Here is a 17,159-nt window from a genome sequence, read left to right as displayed (position 1 = left end):
TCAGACGGCCGCAGCGACGGGGCGCGGGGTGCAGATCGAGCGCTTGCCGCCCTCGCGGATGAAGGACAGGATTTCGTGGATTGCCGGATGGGTGTCGAACTCGGCGGCCACGTCCTCGACCCGCTCCATCAGCGTTCCCTCCTGCGCGAAGAGCAGGCGGTAGGCGCGGCGGAGCGCATGGATGTCCTCGCGGGAAAAACCGCGGCGCTGCAGGCCGATGATGTTGAGGCCCGAGAGATAGGCGCGGTTGCCGAGCACCATGCCGTAGGGGATGCAGTCGTTCTCCAGCCCCGAAAGGCCACCGACGAAGGCGTGGTCGCCGACGCGGGCGAACTGGATCACCGCCGCGCCGCCGCCCAGGATCGCGTAGTTGCCCACCGTGCAATGGCCGGCGAGCATGACGTTGTTGGAAAAGATCACGTGGTCGCCGACGCGGCAATCGTGGCCGACATGGCTGTTGGCCAGGAACGCGCAGTGGTTGCCGACGGCGGTTTCCAGCCCGCCGCCCGCGGTGCCGGGGTTCATGGTCACGCCCTCGCGGATCAGGCAATCGGAGCCGACCGTGAGTGTCGAGGGCTCGCCGCGATACTTCAGGTCCTGCGGCGGGTGGCCGATCGAGGCGAAGGGGTAGATCTTGGTCCGCGCCCCGACCGTGGTGCGACCGGCGACCACCACGTGACTGATGAGTTCGCAGCCGTCACCAAGGACGACCTCGGGGCCGACATGGCAGAACGGGCCGATCCGCACGCCCTCGCCGAGGCGGGCGCCGTCCTCGATCACGCTGCTCTCGTGGATACCGTCGCGCAAAGGGGTCACTCCGTCACCAGCATGGCGCCGATCTCGGCCTCCGCGACGAGGGTGCCGTCGACGCGGGCCTCGCCGCGGAACCACCACATCGTCTTGCGCTGCTTCATCTTGGTCATGTGCAGCCGCACCTGGTCGCCGGGGACGACGGGCTTGCGGAACTTGCACTTGTCGATGGTCATGAAGAAGACCTGCTTGGTCTTCAGCTCCGCCGCCCGGTCGCCGATGACGTGGCGGCAGCAGATCGCGCCCGCGGTCTGGGCCATGGCCTCGATCAGCAGCACGCCGGGGAAGACCGGCATGCCGGGGAAGTGCCCGGTGAACTGCGGCTCGTTGGCGGTGACGTTCTTGATGCCGATGCAGCGCTCGTCGCGGTCGATCTCGATGATCTTGTCGATCATCAGGAACGGGTAGCGGTGGGGCAGCAATTCCAGAACCTTCTGGATATCGGCCGATCCCAGCTCCCGCGGCTCTTCGCTCATCGGTCCCAACGCTCCCCGCTCGACGCATGCGGCGCGGCTTATGCCGTCCCGCTCCGGTGACCCTGTCCGGCTGAATGCGGCCTCATCGGCAGAAAATCGGGCGGATGCAAGACGTTTGGGGCAATTGCGCAGAGCGGACGGCCGTGGGGGCCGTCGCGGCGCCCCATCGCGACCGGGAGAGAACGGCCGCGGCCCTCCACTCCGACGTCTGCATTCGCCGGAACGGTTTTCCCGCCCGGATAGTTTTGACGCTTCGCCCGAAGGCGTGGAGCGCTTATGGCCAAGCTCTATTCAGTGCCTTCGTCGATCAAGATGCACGAAAATCATCTTCGATCGCCAATTTTTTCAGCGAACCGTTTCGACATTTGCCGCGTTTCTGGACGCATTACGAATTCTGGAGGTTACGCCGATGAGAACGGTTGCACTTGGTCTTGCCGCCCTACTGATGAGCACCTCGGTCTACGCTCAAGGCGCGGCCGGTGCCGGCGCGGAACGCGGCGGCGTGCAGGCCGGAGCCGAACGGGGCGCGTCCTCGGGCGGCATGCAGTCCCGCGGCGGCGGCGATATGGGCGGTGAGCGCGGCGGCGCCGGCATGAAGGCCGACCGGGGCGCCATGAAGGGCGACAAGGGCGATATGGCCGGCCGTGAGACGGGCGGTCGCGGCGGCGATATGGACAAGGCCGAGGGCAAGGGATCCAAGGGCGAAGCGAAGGGCGATATGGCCCGTGGCGAGGGCCGCGGCGAGCGCGGCATGGACGGGCGCGCCGGCCGCGACCGCGACACCGCCGAGCGGGGTGAGCGGATGCGCGGCGACCGCAGCGAGCGTTCGAGCTTCCGCGACGGCGACCGCACCCGTGTCAGCAGCCGCACCGACGTGCGCTCGACCACCGTCGACGGCGGCTACCGTCGCGAGGGCCGGTTCGTGTTCATCGGCGGCCAGCGGGTGGTCTACGGCTCGCCCGAGTATCGCCGCCTGATCGTCACCGAGCGCACCACCTCGGGCCCGCGCCGCTACGTGACGATCCGCGGCCAGCGGGTGATCTACGGTTCGCCGGAGTATCGCCGTCTGGTCAGCGTCGGTGGCGAGAGCCGCCGCTACGTCACCATCCGCGGCCAGCGCGTGATCTACGGTTCGCCCGAGTACCGCCGCCTCTCCACCACGGTCTCGACCACCGAGCGCCGCGGCGGCGCGGTCGGCGTCGGCTTCAGCGAGAGCCGCTCCAGCCGCACGGACGTGCGCAACGCCAGCCGCACCGAGACCCGCGATTCGCAGCGCAACGAGATGCGCGGCGATCAGGCCCGCACCAAGGGCACGAACGACCGGGGCATGAACGACAAGGACATGCGCGCCGGCAAGGATGGTAAGGGCATGGAGCGTGACGGCATGCGCAATGCCGGCATGCGCGGCGGCGAGGGCGGCGACAATGTCCGCAACACCTCCGACAAGGGCGGCGCCGACCGCGGTTCGATGGGCGGCGGCAACATGCGCGGCGGCGAGGCCGGCGGCATGAAGGGCGGCGCTTCGGGCGGCATGGAGTCCGGCCGCGGCGCCGGCGGCCGGTAAGGCTCGCCTTTGGAGCCGCGCCCTTGAAGGGGCGCGGTTTCGGTCGCTCCGAGAAGAATCCGGCTCTCACCCGATGCGGGTGGGGGCCGGTTTCGTTTTCGGCGCCGATACAACGGCGTCCGGTTGACCGCCCCGTTTCCACCCCACGCCGTTGTTGCGAGGCGGAGCCGAAGCAATCCGGTGCTCCGCACCATACGGGAAGGGCACACACGGAGACGTGTCGTCGGCGCGGTCTCGCCCTCGCTGGAAAGGTCGCGCCCTGGATTGCGTCGGCTGCGCCTCGCAAGGACGGGGAGGGTGGCCGAAGCCATCGGCGCAAGAAATCAGGTCTTCAGCACCGGCTCGGTCACTTCGCCCGCGCCGCGCTCAGCGAGATAATCCGGCTGGAACAGGCACATCCTGACAGCGTCACGGTAGCGGCCATTCACGAAAAACTCGTCCCGGAGGATGCCCTCGGGCCGGAAGCCGCAGCTCTCGTAGATGCCCGCGGCGCGCTTGTTGTCCTTGTCCACATGCAGATACAGCTTGTGGATGTTGAGCACCTTGAACGCGTAGTCGATGGCGATGCGGGTGGCGCGCTTGGCGTAGCCCTTGCCCTGATGGTCGGGGTGGATCGCGATCTGGAATTCGCAGCGGCGGTGCAGGTGGTTGATCTCGACGAGCTCGACCATGCCGGCGGGCTCGCTCCGCTCGGTGGCGATGATGAAGCGCCGTTCGGTCTGGTTGTGAATGTTGCGCTCGTAGAGCTGCGCCAGCTCGGCGAAGGACTCGTAGGCCTCCTCGAACCAGTAGCGCATGATGCTGTCGTTGTTGTTGAGCTGATGCACGAAGAGGAGGTCCTCGCGCTCCAGCGGTCTCAGCTTGATGCTCATGACGGTCTCGGGCCGGGGCTGTGGATTTATCCCTAGGCCTACTCCCACGACCGTCACGACGGAATGATGAAAGCCGGCTCTCAAACGCCGCGCAGGGCCGCCTCCTCCACCGCGAGCGCCGCGCCGTCGGCGTCCGTCACCGCGTCGAGCCCGCAGGGGAGGCGGAGCGCCCGCGTCGGCTCGCCCGCGCGCATCACCAGCACCACCGTCTCGGCACCGGGGCAGGCGGGATCGTGGCAGACGATCTCGTTGACCGAGAGCGCGTCGTCCTCGGTCAGCCCGAGCGCCAGGGCGATCAGCGCCTTGGCGCGTGCCGCGCTCTGCGCCAGGGCCGCGGAGCGGGCGCGCCAGTCGCGGAGGGTGATGAAGCCCATCAGGCCGCCGCCCGGCGCCATTCCGGGAATGGATCGGGCAGGTGGCGGTAAGCCTCCGGCTCGAAACGCGCTTCCTCCGCGCCGACGAGGCAGGCGTCGAGGGCGGCTTGAATCGCCGCCCGGTCCATATCGCGGCCGATGAAGACGAGTTCCTGCCGCCGGTCGCCCCAGGTCTCGCTCCAGACCGCGTGCAGCCGCTCGCGGAACACTTCTTCCTCGGGCCAGCGGCGGCGTGGCACCGCCGCCCACCAGAAGCCCATGGCGCCGACATGCGCCACCGCGCCGGCCAGCGAGAACTCGCCGACCCAGTCGGGTCGGGTGGCGAGCCAGAAATGGCCCTTGGCGCGAATGAGCCCCGGCCACGTCGCGTTCACGAAGGCCTGAAATTTCTGAGGGTCGAACGGCCGGCGCGCCCGGTAGACGAAGGATCTGACCCCGTATTCCTCGGTCTCCGGCACGTGCGCGTGGGCGCCGTAGAGTTCTTTGAACCAGAGCGGGTGCTCCTGCGCCTTCGCCTCGTCGAACAGGCCGGTCTCGAGGATCTTTTCCGACGGCACGCGCCCGTGCGAGGCCTCGACGATGCGGGCGTCGGCATTCAAGCCTCGCACCACCGAACGGACGAGGTCGAGCTGTTCGGCGCTCACGTCGCCGGCCTTGTTGATCACCACCACGTCGGCGAACTCGATCTGCTCCACCAGCAGATCGACCAGGGTGCGGGTGTCCTCGGCGCCGGCGGTCTCGCCGCGATCCTTCAGGAATTCGTTGGAGCCGTAATCCTTCAGGAGGTTCACGGCATCGACCACGGTGACCATCGTGTCGAGCCGGGCGACGTCGGCAAGCGCGTGGCCGGCCTCGTCGCGGAACGAGAAGGTGGAGGCGACGGGCAGCGGCTCGGCGATGCCGGTGCCCTCGATCAGGAGGTAGTCGAACCGGCGCTCAGTCGCGAGGCGGCGCACCTCGGCGAGGAGGTCGTCGCGCAGTGTGCAACAGATGCAGCCGTTGGTCATCTCCACCAGCCGCTCGTCGGTGCGGGAGAGATCGGCCCCCCCGGCCCGCAACAGGTCGGCGTCGATGTTCACCTCGCTCATGTCGTTGACGATCACCGCGACGCGGCGGCCCTCGCGATTGTTGAGCACGTGGTTGAGCACCGTCGTCTTGCCTGCGCCAAGGAAGCCGGACAGCACGGTGACGGGGAGGCGGGAGTCGGTCGGCATCAAGGCTCCTTAGATTTGTAACTTTATAACGTTGCATTTCCGGCTCCCGTCAAGCCTCGCTCGTGGAAGAAGGCGGGGCATGCGGCGCAAAGCGGTCGACTCGTCGCACGACTCGCGAGAAAAGGCGCTTTCGCGTGACCGCGCCGAACCCGGGGGCCGGCTCGCGCGTCACCGATGAGCGGCATGATTGGCCGCCGGAGCGAGGAGTTGAGGGGTGCGACCCTGGCGCGAGGGACCGGGCGACCGGCGCAACTATCACCACGGCAACCTCAAGGAGGCGCTGATCGAGGCCGCGCGCCGCTTCATCGCCGAGCGCGGCATAGGCGGCTTCACCCTGGTCGATGCGGCCCGCCTCGTCGGCGTGACGCCCGCCGCCCTCTACCGCCATTTCCGCGGGCGTGAGGCCTTGCTCGAAGAGGTCGCCGGACGCGGCTTTTCCGACCTCGCCGAGAGGCTGGCGCGGGCGCTGACCGGCCGCGGCACGCCGCTGGAGCGCTTCACCCGCATGGGCGAGGCCTATCTCGCCTTCGCCGAGGAAGAGCCCGGCTACTATGCTGCGATCTTCGAGGTGCGAGGGGCCGCCGCCCCGGCGCCTGCGCCCGACCGACCCAACCCGTTCGACCTGTTGGTGGAGGCGCTGAACGCGACCTTCCCCGAGGGCTTCAACGGCGTCGATCCGCGCTTCCTGGCGCTCGAAGTCTGGGCGCTGTCGCACGGCATCGCCACGCTCTCGGCCTCCGGCCAACTTCCGAAGAGCGGGCCGGACAAGTACGAACTCTTACGCGCCGGCGTGCTGGCCCTCGTCCACGGAGCCGGCGAAAGGTCGAAACCGGCGCCCTGAACGTCTTCTCCGTGTCACGCCCTTGAAACCGCCTCGGCGGCTCCGCATGTGAATGTTGTTCACATTCACACCCCGGAGCCCTCAGCCGTGAACACGTCCTCTACCTCTCCCTGGTCCTGCGGCGCGTCGCGCAGCGGTCCCTTCCCGAAGCGCTCGATCGAGATCGGCGCCATCGTCGTGAGCTTCATCTACGTCTGGCCCGTCGCGGTCGCCTACGTGGCCTGGAAGATCGCCGGCTATCCGGCGCTCGACCAGATGCGCGAATTCGCCCGCTCCGGCTCTTGGAGTTTCGGCAGCACCAACGGCCAGTCGCGCTTCGCCCGCGCTTTTGAAGCCGCCAAAGGCAATGCCGGCTTCGGCCCCGCCGCCAGTGGCAACTGGGCCTTCGAGGAGTATCGCCGGGCCGAGCTGGAGCGCCTGGAGGCCCGCCGCCGGGCGCTTCAGGAAGAGAGCCAGGCCTTCGCCGACTTCGTCGAGGAGCTGAAGCGGGCCAAGGACCGCGAGCAGTTCGACGCCTTCATGGCCAAGCGCCGTTCGGAAGGCGGCGGCCCGACCGTCCAGGCGTAATCCGCCCACGCGGACATCGCGATCGCAGCGAGGGCGTCCCGCCGGCAACGGCGGGGCGCCCTTTTTCCGTTCGGAGGATTTCGCGTGCAGTGCAGCGATTCCTCTGCGGCGCATGGTTGTCGCGGACCGGGACCGCCATAACTCCCGCATCGAGGAACAAGCTGGGGCGCGGCGCCTTGTGAGACCGAGGACACGCCCGCCGGGCTGAACGACCTTTGACCTTCAGCGGAGAGCGGTGGCCTGATGCGGCGCGCCCATACGATGCGGTTCGGCAGCGAAGCAGCCGAGGACGGAGTGCGGTTCGCCCTCTGGGCCCCCACCGCCGACGACGTGACCCTGGTGATCGACGGGACGGATCATCCGATCCCCGAGGCCGGCGAGGGCTGGCGCGTAGTCACCGTGCCCGGCGTCGAGGCCGGCGCCCGCTACGGATTCCGGATCGACGGCGATCTCGTGGTGCCGGACCCCGCCTCCCGCTTCCAGCCGGACGACGTGTCGGGCCTCTCCGAGGTGATCGACCCCGCCGCCTTCGACTGGAGCGACGGCGAATGGAAGGGCCGCCCTTGGGAGGAGGCCGTCGTCTACGAGGTGCATGTCGGCGCGGCCACACCGGAGGGCACCTATGCCGGCCTGGAGAAGCGTCTGGACGACCTGATCGACCTCGGCATCACGGCGATCGAGTTGCTGCCGCTGGCCGACTTCAAGGGCACCCGCAACTGGGGCTACGACGGCGTGCTGCCCTATGCGCCGGACGCCGCCTACGGACGCCCGGAGGAGTTGAAGCGCCTGATCGACAAAGCCCATGCCAAGGGCCTGATGGTGTTGATCGATTGCGTCTACAACCACTTCGGCCCGGCAGGGAATTACCTGCATTCCTACGCCAAGACCTTCTTCACCGAGCGCCACCAGACGCCCTGGGGCGCCGGCATCAACTTCGACGGCAAGGAATCCGGCCGCGTCGTCCGCGACTACTTCATCGAGAACGCGCTCTACTGGCTGGAGGAATACCATTTCGACGGCATCCGCTTCGATGCCGTCCACGCCATCCTCGACGATTCCGAAAAGCATTTCCTGGCCGAGCTGGCCGAGACCATCCGGAAGAATTTCCCCGACCGGCACGTCCACCTGATCCTCGAGAACGAGGCGAACCAAGCCTCCTGGCTGGAGCGCGACGGGTCGGCCCAGCCGATCCTCCACACCGCGCAATGGGCCGACGACCTCCACCACGGCTGGCACGTGCTGCTGACGGGCGAGGAGGCCGGCTACTACGCGAGCTTCGCCGACAGGCCGGTCGAGCATCTCGCCCGCAGCCTCGCCGAGGGCTTCGCCTATCAGGGCGAGCCGTTCCCGACGCTCGACAACCACCCACGCGGCGAGCCCTCGGGGCATCTGCCGCCGTCCGCCTTCGTCACCTTCCTCCAGAACCACGATCAGGTCGGCAACCGGGCGCTCGGCGAGCGGCTGAGCCATCTCGCCGACCCAGGCAAGCTGGCGCTGGCGCGGGCCGGACTATTGCTCGCGCCGCAGATCCCGATGCTGTGGATGGGCGAGGAATGGTCGGCCTCCGCGCCGTTCCTGTTCTTCGTCGACTTCGCGCCGGACGAGGAACTGAACAAGGCGGTGCGCGAGGGACGCCGCCGCGAGTTCAAGAGTTTTTCCGCCTTTGCCGACGACACCTCCGTCATTCCCGATCCGACGGAGGAAAAGACCTTTACGGACTCAAAAGTCGACTGGGACGAGGCCGAGCGCGAGCCGCACCGCGCCGTCTGGGCTGACACCCGCAACCTGCTCCAGATCCGCCACCAGAACGTCGTGCCGTTGACCAAGACCGCCTATCGCGGCGCGACGACCGCGCTGCCGGCGCAGGAGGTAATCGACGTGACGTGGCGCTACGAAGGCGGGTCGCTGCGCTTCGTCGCCAATTTCGGGGACGACGACCACGCGGTGGATGTCTCCAACGGTCAGATGATCTGGTCGCAGGGCTATTCGCGCCAGAGCGGCCAGCTCGGCGCCTGGGGCGGCCTGTTTCTCCTCGGTGACGTGAAGTGAGCGGACGCGACGTGACTCTCGAAACCCTCGCTTCCCTCGTCGGCATCGCCGACGGCTTCACCGACGCTTTCGGCCAGCGGGTCGATACCCCGTTGGAGGCCCGCCGCGGGATGCTGGAAGCCCTCGGCTTCCCGGCCGGCGACCAGGCGCAGATCGCCCGCAGCCTGGACGTTGTCGAAGCGGTGCGCGGGGCCATCGCCCCGCCCCTGCTGGCGGCGGAAGCGCGCCGCGGCTTGCGCGTGCCGCTGCGGACACAAGAAACGTCCGGTACCGTGGCATGGCGGCTCGTGGACGAGCACGACCGCGCCCGCGAGGGCCGCGCGGCGCTGACGCCCGGCGCCGACGGCGCCGGCTTCGACCTGCCGCCGCTGACGCCGGGCTATCACCGGCTCACCGTGACCTTCGGTGAAACCAAGGCCAACACCTGGATCGTGTCGGCGCCGCAGCGCTGCTGGCGCCCACGCGCCTATGCCGAGGACGGCGCCCGTGATTGGGGCCTCGCGACCCAACTCTACGGCCTGCGCTCGCCGGACAATCTCGGCATCGGCACCTATACGGATGCCGGCCGCGCCGCCCGCGACGCCGGCCTGCGCGGCGCCTCGTTCCTGGGCCTCAGCCCGGCCCACGCCCTGTTTCCGAGCGACCGCACGAAGATTTCGCCCTACTCGCCGTCCTCGCGGCTATTTCTCGAAACGCTCTACATCGAGCCCGGCGCCCTGCCGGGCTTCGCGGAGAGCCGCGCGGCAAAAATTCTGGAAACCCACCGCGCCCGCATCGAGGCCCTGCGCGACACCGCGCTCGTCGATCACGCCGGCGTCTGGGAGGTGCTGTCCCCGGTCCTCGAGGCCTATTGGGACGACTCCGCGGCCCGTCGCGGCGAGGAGGCCGCCTTCGCGGTCTTCCGCGAGGAGGGCGGCGAGAATCTCGAATCGCACGCGACTTTCGACGCACTGTCCGAGCACTTCCGCCAGCAGGGCGCCCACTGGCTCGGCGACTGGCCAGAAGAATTTCGCCGTGCGGGGACGGAGGCCGTCCGAGCCTTCGCGCGGGAGCACGCCAACCGCATCGGCTACCACGTCTTCCTGCAATACCTCGCCGACAGCCAGCTCAAGGCCTCGTCCGAGATCGCGCTGGAGACCGGCATGCGCCTCGGGCTCTACCGCGATCTCGCCGTCGGCGCGGATCGCGGCGGCTCGGAGATCTGGTCGCACCCCGAGCGCTTCGCCAACGGCGTCTCCATCGGCGCGCCGCCGGACCTCCTCGCCCCCAAGGGCCAGGATTGGGGCCTGCCCGCCTTCGATCCGCTGGAGATGGAGCGCGACGGGCTCAAGGCCTTCCGCGCGCTGGTGAAGGCCAACATGCGCCATGCGGGCGCGATCCGCATCGACCACGCCTTCCAGCTCGCCCGGCTGTTCCTGATCCCGCTCGGAAAGTCGGCGCGCGAGGGCGCCTACGTGGCGATGCCGTTCGAGCCGATGCTGGCGGTGCTGCGGCTGGAGAGCCACCGCGCCAAGTGCCTCGTCATCGCCGAGGATCTCGGCACCGCGCCCGAGGGCTTCTCCGACGCCCTGATGGCGTCCGGCATCCTCAGCTACCGTATCCTGGCCTTCGAGCGGGAGTCCGGCGGCGCCTTCAAGAGCCCGGACGCCTACCCCAAGGACGCGCTCACCGCGATCACCACCCACGACCTGCCGACCTTCGTCGGCTGGTGGCGCGGCGTGGACACCGACACGCGCCAGTCCCTCGGCCTCTACGACGCCGAGCGGGCGGAAGCCGAGCGCACCGAGCGCGTCACAGAGCGCTGGCGCCTCTCCGAGGCACTGGCCTCGCAGCAACTCCTGCCGAGCGCCGAACCGCCGGAGCACGCGCCGCTGGAGGCCGCCGCCCGCTACCTCGCCCGCGCCCCCTCGATCCTGACCGCCGTCCAGTACGAGGACGTGGTCGGCGAACTCTCCCAGGCCAACGTGCCGGGCTCGACCGAGGGCTATCCGAACTGGCGGCGCAAGCTCGACCGGGATCTCGCCGACATCGCCGCCCCCGGCGGACCGCTCGCCAAGCTCGCCTCGGCGCTCTCGGCGGAAGCGCGTGGTCCCCGCTCGGGCGCCGCCCGGCTCAGCTCGGCCCCGCCGCGGGCGACCTACCGGCTGCAATTCCACGAGGGCTTCACCTTCGCAGACGCCGAGAAGATCGTCCCGTACCTCGCAAAGCTCGGCGTCAGCCACGTCTACGCCTCGCCGCTGCAGCGGGCCCGGCCCGGCTCGACCCACGGCTACGACATCGTCGATCACTCGCAGATCAACCCGGAGATCGGCGGCGAGGAGGCTTTTCGGAGTTTCACCGACGCGATGCACGCGCACGGGCTGAAGCTCCTGCTCGACATCGTCCCGAACCACATGGGCGTCGGCGGGGCCGACAATCCGTGGTGGCTCTCGGTGCTCGAATGGGGCGGTCTGTCGCCGGAGGCCAACGCCTACGACATCGACTGGGAGCGGCTCGGCGCCAACGGCAAGCTCGTCATCCCCTTCCTCGGCGAGCGCTACGGCGAGGCCCTGGAGAAGGGGACGCTGGAACTGCGGTTCGACGAGCCGGCGGGCGCCTTCAGCGTCTGGCACTACGAGCACCAGTTCCCGATCTGCCCGCTGCACTACCCGACGATCCTCAACCGGGCGCTGGCCGCTTTGGGCGAGATCGGCGACGACATGTCGGCGGACGTGCTCAAGATCTCCGAGCAGCTGCGCGCCATGGGCGAGGAGACCTCTCCGGAGCGCCGTCGCACGATGCCGGAGGCGGCCGAAGCCCTGAAGCGCGATCTCGCGGCGGCGGTGCGCGCCTCGCCGCAGATCGCGGCGGCGATCGACCGGGCGCTGCATCTCCTGAACGGCAACCGCGACTATCCCGATTCCTTCGGACCGCTGCACCGGCTGCTGGAGCAGCAGAGCTATCGCCTCGCCCATTGGCGGATCGCGTCGAGCGACATCAACTACCGCCGCTTCTTCGACGTGAACTCGCTCGCGGGTCTCCGCGTCGAGCTGTCTGACGTATTCGTCAAGTCGCACGACCTGCTGTTCCGCCTGATCCGCGAGGGCCGCATCGACGGCCTGCGCATCGACCACATCGACGGTTTGGCCGACCCGTTGGGTTACGCCCGCGCGCTCCAGGCCGCGGTCGGCCCCGGCTTCTACATCGTGGTCGAGAAGATCCTCGAACCGGGCGAGAAGCTGCGCGACTGGCCCGTCGCCGGCACCACCGGCTACGACGTGCTGAACCAGCTCGACGGCATCTTGGTCGATCAGGCGCTCAAGCCCCGCATCGAAAAATTCTACCAGTGGGCGACCGAGGTAGACGAGCCCTACGGCTTCCAGTTCCGCGCCGCCAAGGCCGAGATTCTCGAGATCAGCTTCGCCTCGGAACTCGAGGTGATGACAGGCGACCTCAAGCTCATCGCCGACGCCGACCGGCGCACCCGCGACTTCTCCACCAACGCCATCCGCCGCGCCCTGATCGAGATCGTGGCGCGCTTTCCGGTCTACCGCTCGTACCTGCCGGGCGATCTCGACGAGAGCGAGATCGAGGACGAGGACGTCGCGCTGATCGAGGGCGCCGTGCGCAAGGCCAAGCGCTGGAGCGCCCTGCCGGACCGCTCGGTCCACGACTTCGCCGCCGACGCGCTTCTCGGCCGGATCGAGGTCGGCGGCGCCGGACAGCCCGATCCGGGCGTGGTCCTGCGCTACCGTCGCCGGTTCCAGCAGCTCACCGGGCCGGTGATGGCCAAAAGCTTGGAAGACACGCTGTTCTACCGCTTCGTCGAGTTGCTGGCGCTCAACGAGGTCGGCGGCGATCCCGGTGAGTACGGCATCGATCGCGCGCATTTCCACGCGCTCCAGGCCGCGCGGGCCCGCGACTGGCCGAACGCGATGATCACCACGGCCACGCACGACACCAAACGCGGCGAGGATGCCCGCTCGCGCCAGCTCGCCCTCTCCGAGTTGCCAGAGGACTGGGCCCGCGCCTGGGACACGTGGCGGCGCGCCTCCGCCCCGCACATCCGCTCCGTCGAGGGTGAGCCCGCGCCCGACGCCAACGACCAGTGGATGTTCCTGCAAGCCATCCTCGGCGCGTGGCCGCTGGAACTCTTGGAGGGCGACGACGCGGACGAGATCGAGGACTTCCGCAAGCGCCTCGACGCCTATGCCGAGAAGGCGCTGCGCGAAGGCAAGCGCCGGTCGAGTTGGGTCAACGTCGACGAGGCCTACGAGGACGCGGTCCACGCGCTGTTCGCCGAACTGGTCAAGCCGGGCTCGGACTGCCTCGCACGGCTGCGGCCCTTCGCCCGACGGCTGGCCTATCTCGGCATGATCGCGGGTTTGGGGCGCACAGTCCTGAAATGCACGCTGCCGGGCATCCCCGACACCTATCAGGGCACGGAGTTCTGGGACTTCTCGTTCGTCGATCCCGACAACCGCCGTCCGGTCGATTACGAGGCCCGCACCCAGGCTCTCGAACAGGGCAGGGCGCCCGCCGACCTGATGGCCTCCTGGGCCGACGGACGGGTCAAGCAGGCGACGCTGGCCCGCCTCCTGACCGACCGCGCGGCGCGTCCCGCCTTCTACGCCGACGCCGATTACCGGCCGCTGGCGGCGGAAGGGGAACGGGCCGAGCACGTCATCGCCTTCACCCGCTCGGCGGCGACCTCCGGCGAGGACGACCTGATCGTCGCGGTGCCCCGCCTCGTCGCCCGGTCGACGCCCGACGGATCTTGGGACGGCAAGGCCTTCGCCGGGACGACGCTTGCCGTCCCCGAGGGTAGCCGCTGGACCGACGTGATCGGCGGCGAAGGAATCGAGGCGGGCGACGGACGGCTCGATCTCGGTCGGCACTTCGCGACTCTGCCCTATCTGGTGCTGCGACGGGCCGCCTGACGGCCCGTCCCGTCCACTGAACAGCCCCAACACGCCCGAGCGAGAAGACGGAGGCGAGAATGAACGCACCGAACACCGCCGTGACGCCCGCGACGCGGACCGACGCGGGAACCGTGGCGCTGCCCGCCGCCTTCGCTCCCCGCGCCGAGGGACCGCGCATCTACAACCTGTTCCCGCTCCTCGTCGGCACGGTCTCGGCCTGGAGCGCGGAGCTGCCGCGGATCGCCGGGCTCGGCTTCGACTGGATCTATCTCAACCCGTTCCACCAGACCGGCGGCTCGAAGAGCCTCTACGCGGTGGCCGACCTCGACCGGCTCGACGAGCGGTTCCGCGACGGCGACGGGACGCCCGACGACGAGCAGATCGCCCGCTTCTGCAAGGCGGCCGAGGCGCACGGCATCGGCGTGATGAGCGACCTCGTCATCAACCACACCGCCGACAACGCTCGCCTATTTCACGAGCGCCCGGACCTGTTCGTGCGCGATGCCGAGGGCAAGCCGGTGAGCCCGGCGGCGATCGACCCGGACGATCCGTCCAAGCGCACGGTCTGGGGCGACCTGATCGAACTCGACTACCATTCCGAGCACGCGCGCTCGGAGCTGACGCGCATCTTCGACGGCTATATCGCCAAGCTGCAAGGTCTCGGCGTGCGCGGCTTCCGGTGCGACGCCGCCTACAAGGTGCCGCCGGAGGTCTGGCGCGCCCTGATCGAGGCCGCCAAGGGCCGCGAGCCGGAGACCCTGTTCGCCGCCGAGACGCTCGGCTGCACCTTCGAGGAGGCGCAGGCGACGGCGGGCGCGGGCTTCGACTACCTGTTCAACTCCTTCGCGTGGTGGAACCTCAAGGCGCCCTGGGCCCTGGAGCAGTACGAGCGCCTGCGGGTGGTGGCCCCCTCCATAGCCTTCCCCGAGAACCACGACATGGCCCGCCTCGCCGCCGAGATCCCCGGCGGGCCGGAGGCAGTCGCCGCGCGGCTCAAGGCCCGCTACGCGCTCGCTGCCTTCTTCTCGGCCGGCGTGCTGATGCCGATCGGCTACGAGTGGGGCTATCGCCGCTCCCTCCACGTGGTCGAGACCAATCCCGGCGCCCGCGAGCACGAGACCGGCATCGACATCTCCGGCACCATCGCCGCTATCAACGCCCTGAAGGCCGAGGTGCCGGCGGCCAATGTCGAGGGCGCGCAGATGCGCCTCTCGGCCCCCGATGCGCCCTTCGTCGCCCTGTTCCGCACCGACACCGGCCACGCGGCTTCGGCGAATTCGGCGACGCTGGTGCTCTACAATCCGGGCGAGGCGCCCGCGCCCGTCGAGGCCGGCGCGCTGATCGCGCGGACCGGCGGCCTGCTCGGCACATTCCTCGACCGCACGCCCGAGGCCGAGCCCATCGCCTTCCATCCCGGTGCCAGCATCGACCTGGCACCCGGCGAGTGGCGCATCCTCGTGGCCGAGCGCGCCAGGGTCGCTGCCCCTCCGCCCGCCACGACGCCCGACGGCAAGAGCCGCGTCGTCATAGAGGCGGTGAGCCCGGAGATCGATGGCGGTCGCTCGGCGGTCAAGCGCGTCGTCGGCGAGCAGGTGCGGGTCGAGGCCGACATCTTCTCCGACGGCCACGAGATCATCGACGCGGCGATCCTCTCCCGCGTCGTCGGCGAGGCGGCGTGGCGCCGCGACCCGATGGTGTTCGTCGACAACGACCGCTGGGCCGGCCATTTCCCGTTGGAGAAAAACGCCCGCTACGAGTTCACCGTCGAGGCGTGGCGCGACGGCTTCTCGTCCTGGATGCGCGACACGCTGAAGAAGCGCGACGCGGGCGTGGACGTGCGGCTGGAGATGATCGAGGGCGTTGAACTCGTCCAGATCGCCGCCGACTTGGCGGAAAGCCGCGACAAGGAGCGGCTCACCGCCCTGATCGCCGCGCTCGCCGCCGAGCCCGAGGGATCGCCCGCGATCCTCGAAAAGATCCTGGCGCCCGACGCCGCCGCCCTGATCCGCCGCAACGCTGAGCGGGTGAACGCCTCGCGCTATCCGGTGAACGTGCCGGTCATCGCCGACCGGCTCGCGGCGCGGTTCTCCGCTTGGTACGAGATCTTCCCGCGCTCGCAATCGGGCGATCCGAACCGTCACGGCACCTTCAAGGACGTGATCGCGCGCCTGCCGGAAATCCGCGAACTCGGCTTCGACGTGCTCTACTTCACGCCGATCCACCCGATCGGGAAGACCAACCGCAAGGGCAAGAACAACACCCTCAAGGCGTTGGAGGGCGATGTCGGCTCGGTCTACGCGGTCGGCTCGGAGGAGGGCGGCCACGAGGCGGTCCTCCCCGAACTCGGGACGCTGGAGGATTTCCGCCAGCTCGTAGCGGCGAGCCACGCCCACGGCATGGAGGTCGCGATCGACTTCGCGATCCAATGCTCGCCCGATCACCCGTGGATCAAGAACCACCCCGAATGGTTCGAGTGGCGGCCCGACGGCACGCTGAAATTCGCCGAGAACCCGCCGAAGAAGTACGAGGACATCTCCAACGTCACCTTCTACGGCGGCGCGCTACCCTCGCTCTGGATCGAGCTGCGCGACATCGTGCTCGGCTGGTGCGCCCACGGCGCCCGCATCTTCCGGGTCGACAACCCGCACACCAAGCCGATCCCGTTCTGGGAGTGGATGCTGCGCGAGGTGAACGCGGCCTACCCGGACGCGATCTTCCTCGCCGAGGCCTTCACCCGGCCGAAGATGATGAAGAAGCTCGCCAAGGCCGGCTACCAGCAGAGCTACACCTACTTCACGTGGCGCAACACGAAGGCGGAACTCACCGAGTACGCCCTGGAGCTGGCCGGCGAGATGGGCGAATACTACCGCCCCAACTTTTTTGCGAATACGCCGGACATCAACCCCTACTACCTTCAGACCAGCGGCAGGCCCGGCTTCATCGTCCGCGCGACGCTCGCGGCGACCCTGTCCTCGGTCTACGGCATCTACAACGGCTTCGAGATGTGCGAAGCCGCGCCGTATCCCGGCAAGGAAGAGTATCTGGACTCTGAGAAATACGAGCTGAAGGCGTGGGACTACCACCGCCCCGGCAACATCCGCGAGCACATCGTCAAGCTCAACCAAGCCCGGCGCGACAACCCGGCCTTGTGGGATTTCCGGAACATCCACTTCACCGGCGCGACCAACGACAGCATCATCGCCTACGCCAAGATCACGCCCGAGCGGGACAATTGCGTGTTCGTGATGGTCAACCTCGACCCGAAGAACCGCCAGGAATGCACCTACGACGTGCCACTCTGGCTGCTCGGCCTGCCCGACGACGGCGCGGTCGAGGTCGAGGACCTGCTGCTCGGCTACAAGTTCGAGCTCTACGGCAAAAGTCATCGGATCGCGCTCGACCCCGCCGAGCGCTCGGCGATCGTCTGGCGCCTGCGCCCGCGCCGGGTTGTCTGAGCCCGCCGCGCTGTTAGATCGAGCGGAACGCGGCCT

11 protein-coding genes are annotated in these 17,159 nt (G+C 68.9%); 6 read left to right on the top strand and 5 right to left on the bottom strand.

The annotated features are described in order from the left end of the window. Positions 1-807 (bottom strand): acyl-ACP--UDP-N-acetylglucosamine O-acyltransferase, encoded by an 807-nt coding sequence (gene lpxA / locus ASG52_RS01605; RefSeq protein ID WP_056238086.1) that lies wholly within the window; start codon positions 805-807, stop codon positions 1-3. 5 nt (positions 808-812) lie between these two features. After that, positions 813-1,286: a 3-hydroxyacyl-ACP dehydratase FabZ gene (gene fabZ, locus ASG52_RS01600; protein WP_056238082.1), complete on the bottom strand. Its 474-nt coding sequence runs from the start codon at positions 1,284-1,286 to the stop codon at positions 813-815. 409 nt (positions 1,287-1,695) lie between these two features. On the opposite strand from fabZ, the gene ASG52_RS01595 reads away from it, so the two are divergent. Next, the gene (locus ASG52_RS01595) at positions 1,696-2,850 is read left to right on the top strand and encodes a hypothetical protein (protein WP_056238072.1); all 1,155 of its coding nucleotides are present in this window, start codon (positions 1,696-1,698) and stop codon (positions 2,848-2,850) included. A gap of 323 nt (positions 2,851-3,173) precedes the next feature. Here the strand turns inward: ASG52_RS01595 and speG are convergent, their stop codons facing one another. From speG to zigA, 3 genes are all read right to left on the bottom strand, one after another. Next, positions 3,174-3,722: a spermidine N1-acetyltransferase gene (gene speG, locus ASG52_RS01590; RefSeq protein ID WP_056238068.1), complete on the bottom strand. Its 549-nt coding sequence runs from the start codon at positions 3,720-3,722 to the stop codon at positions 3,174-3,176. Between the two features lie 80 nt (positions 3,723-3,802). Further along, entirely contained in the window at positions 3,803-4,096 is a 294-nt protein-coding gene (locus tag ASG52_RS01585; protein WP_056238386.1) for a hypothetical protein, read from the bottom strand. After that, positions 4,096-5,310, bottom strand: a complete 1,215-nt coding sequence (gene zigA, locus ASG52_RS01580; protein ID WP_056238067.1) for a zinc metallochaperone GTPase ZigA — start codon at positions 5,308-5,310, stop codon at positions 4,096-4,098. The genes ASG52_RS01585 and zigA overlap by 1 nt, the downstream gene beginning before the upstream one ends. Before the next feature lie 214 nt (positions 5,311-5,524). On the opposite strand from zigA, the gene ASG52_RS01575 reads away from it, so the two are divergent. The 5 genes from ASG52_RS01575 (at position 5,525) to ASG52_RS01555 (ending at position 17,123) form a co-directional block, all read left to right on the top strand. Next, complete coding sequence (locus ASG52_RS01575; protein WP_056238065.1) at positions 5,525-6,151, top strand: TetR/AcrR family transcriptional regulator; 627 nt, start codon at positions 5,525-5,527, stop codon at positions 6,149-6,151. Positions 6,152-6,238: 87 nt separating this feature from the next. Next, positions 6,239-6,718: a DUF2852 domain-containing protein gene (locus ASG52_RS01570; protein WP_056238059.1), complete on the top strand. Its 480-nt coding sequence runs from the start codon at positions 6,239-6,241 to the stop codon at positions 6,716-6,718. 243 nt (positions 6,719-6,961) lie between these two features. Then, a complete protein-coding gene (gene treZ / locus ASG52_RS01565) occupies positions 6,962-8,767 on the top strand; it encodes a malto-oligosyltrehalose trehalohydrolase (RefSeq protein ID WP_056238057.1) in 1,806 nt (601 codons plus the stop codon). Between the two features lie 11 nt (positions 8,768-8,778). Further along, positions 8,779-13,686 (top strand): malto-oligosyltrehalose synthase, encoded by a 4,908-nt coding sequence (locus ASG52_RS01560; protein WP_502691010.1) that lies wholly within the window; start codon positions 8,779-8,781, stop codon positions 13,684-13,686. A 59-nt stretch (positions 13,687-13,745) separates the two neighbouring features. Then, positions 13,746-17,123 carry a maltotransferase domain-containing protein gene (locus ASG52_RS01555; RefSeq protein ID WP_056238048.1) on the top strand — a complete coding sequence of 1,126 codons (3,378 nt, stop codon included), beginning with the start codon at positions 13,746-13,748 and terminating at the stop codon, positions 17,121-17,123. Positions 17,124-17,159: the final 36 nt, after the last annotated feature.

Source organism: Methylobacterium sp. Leaf456 (genome assembly GCF_001425465.1).
Lineage (GTDB): Bacteria > Pseudomonadota > Alphaproteobacteria > Rhizobiales > Beijerinckiaceae > Methylobacterium.
Note: the sequence above shows the minus strand (reverse complement) of the source record. Positions and strands in the feature narration are given on the sequence as shown.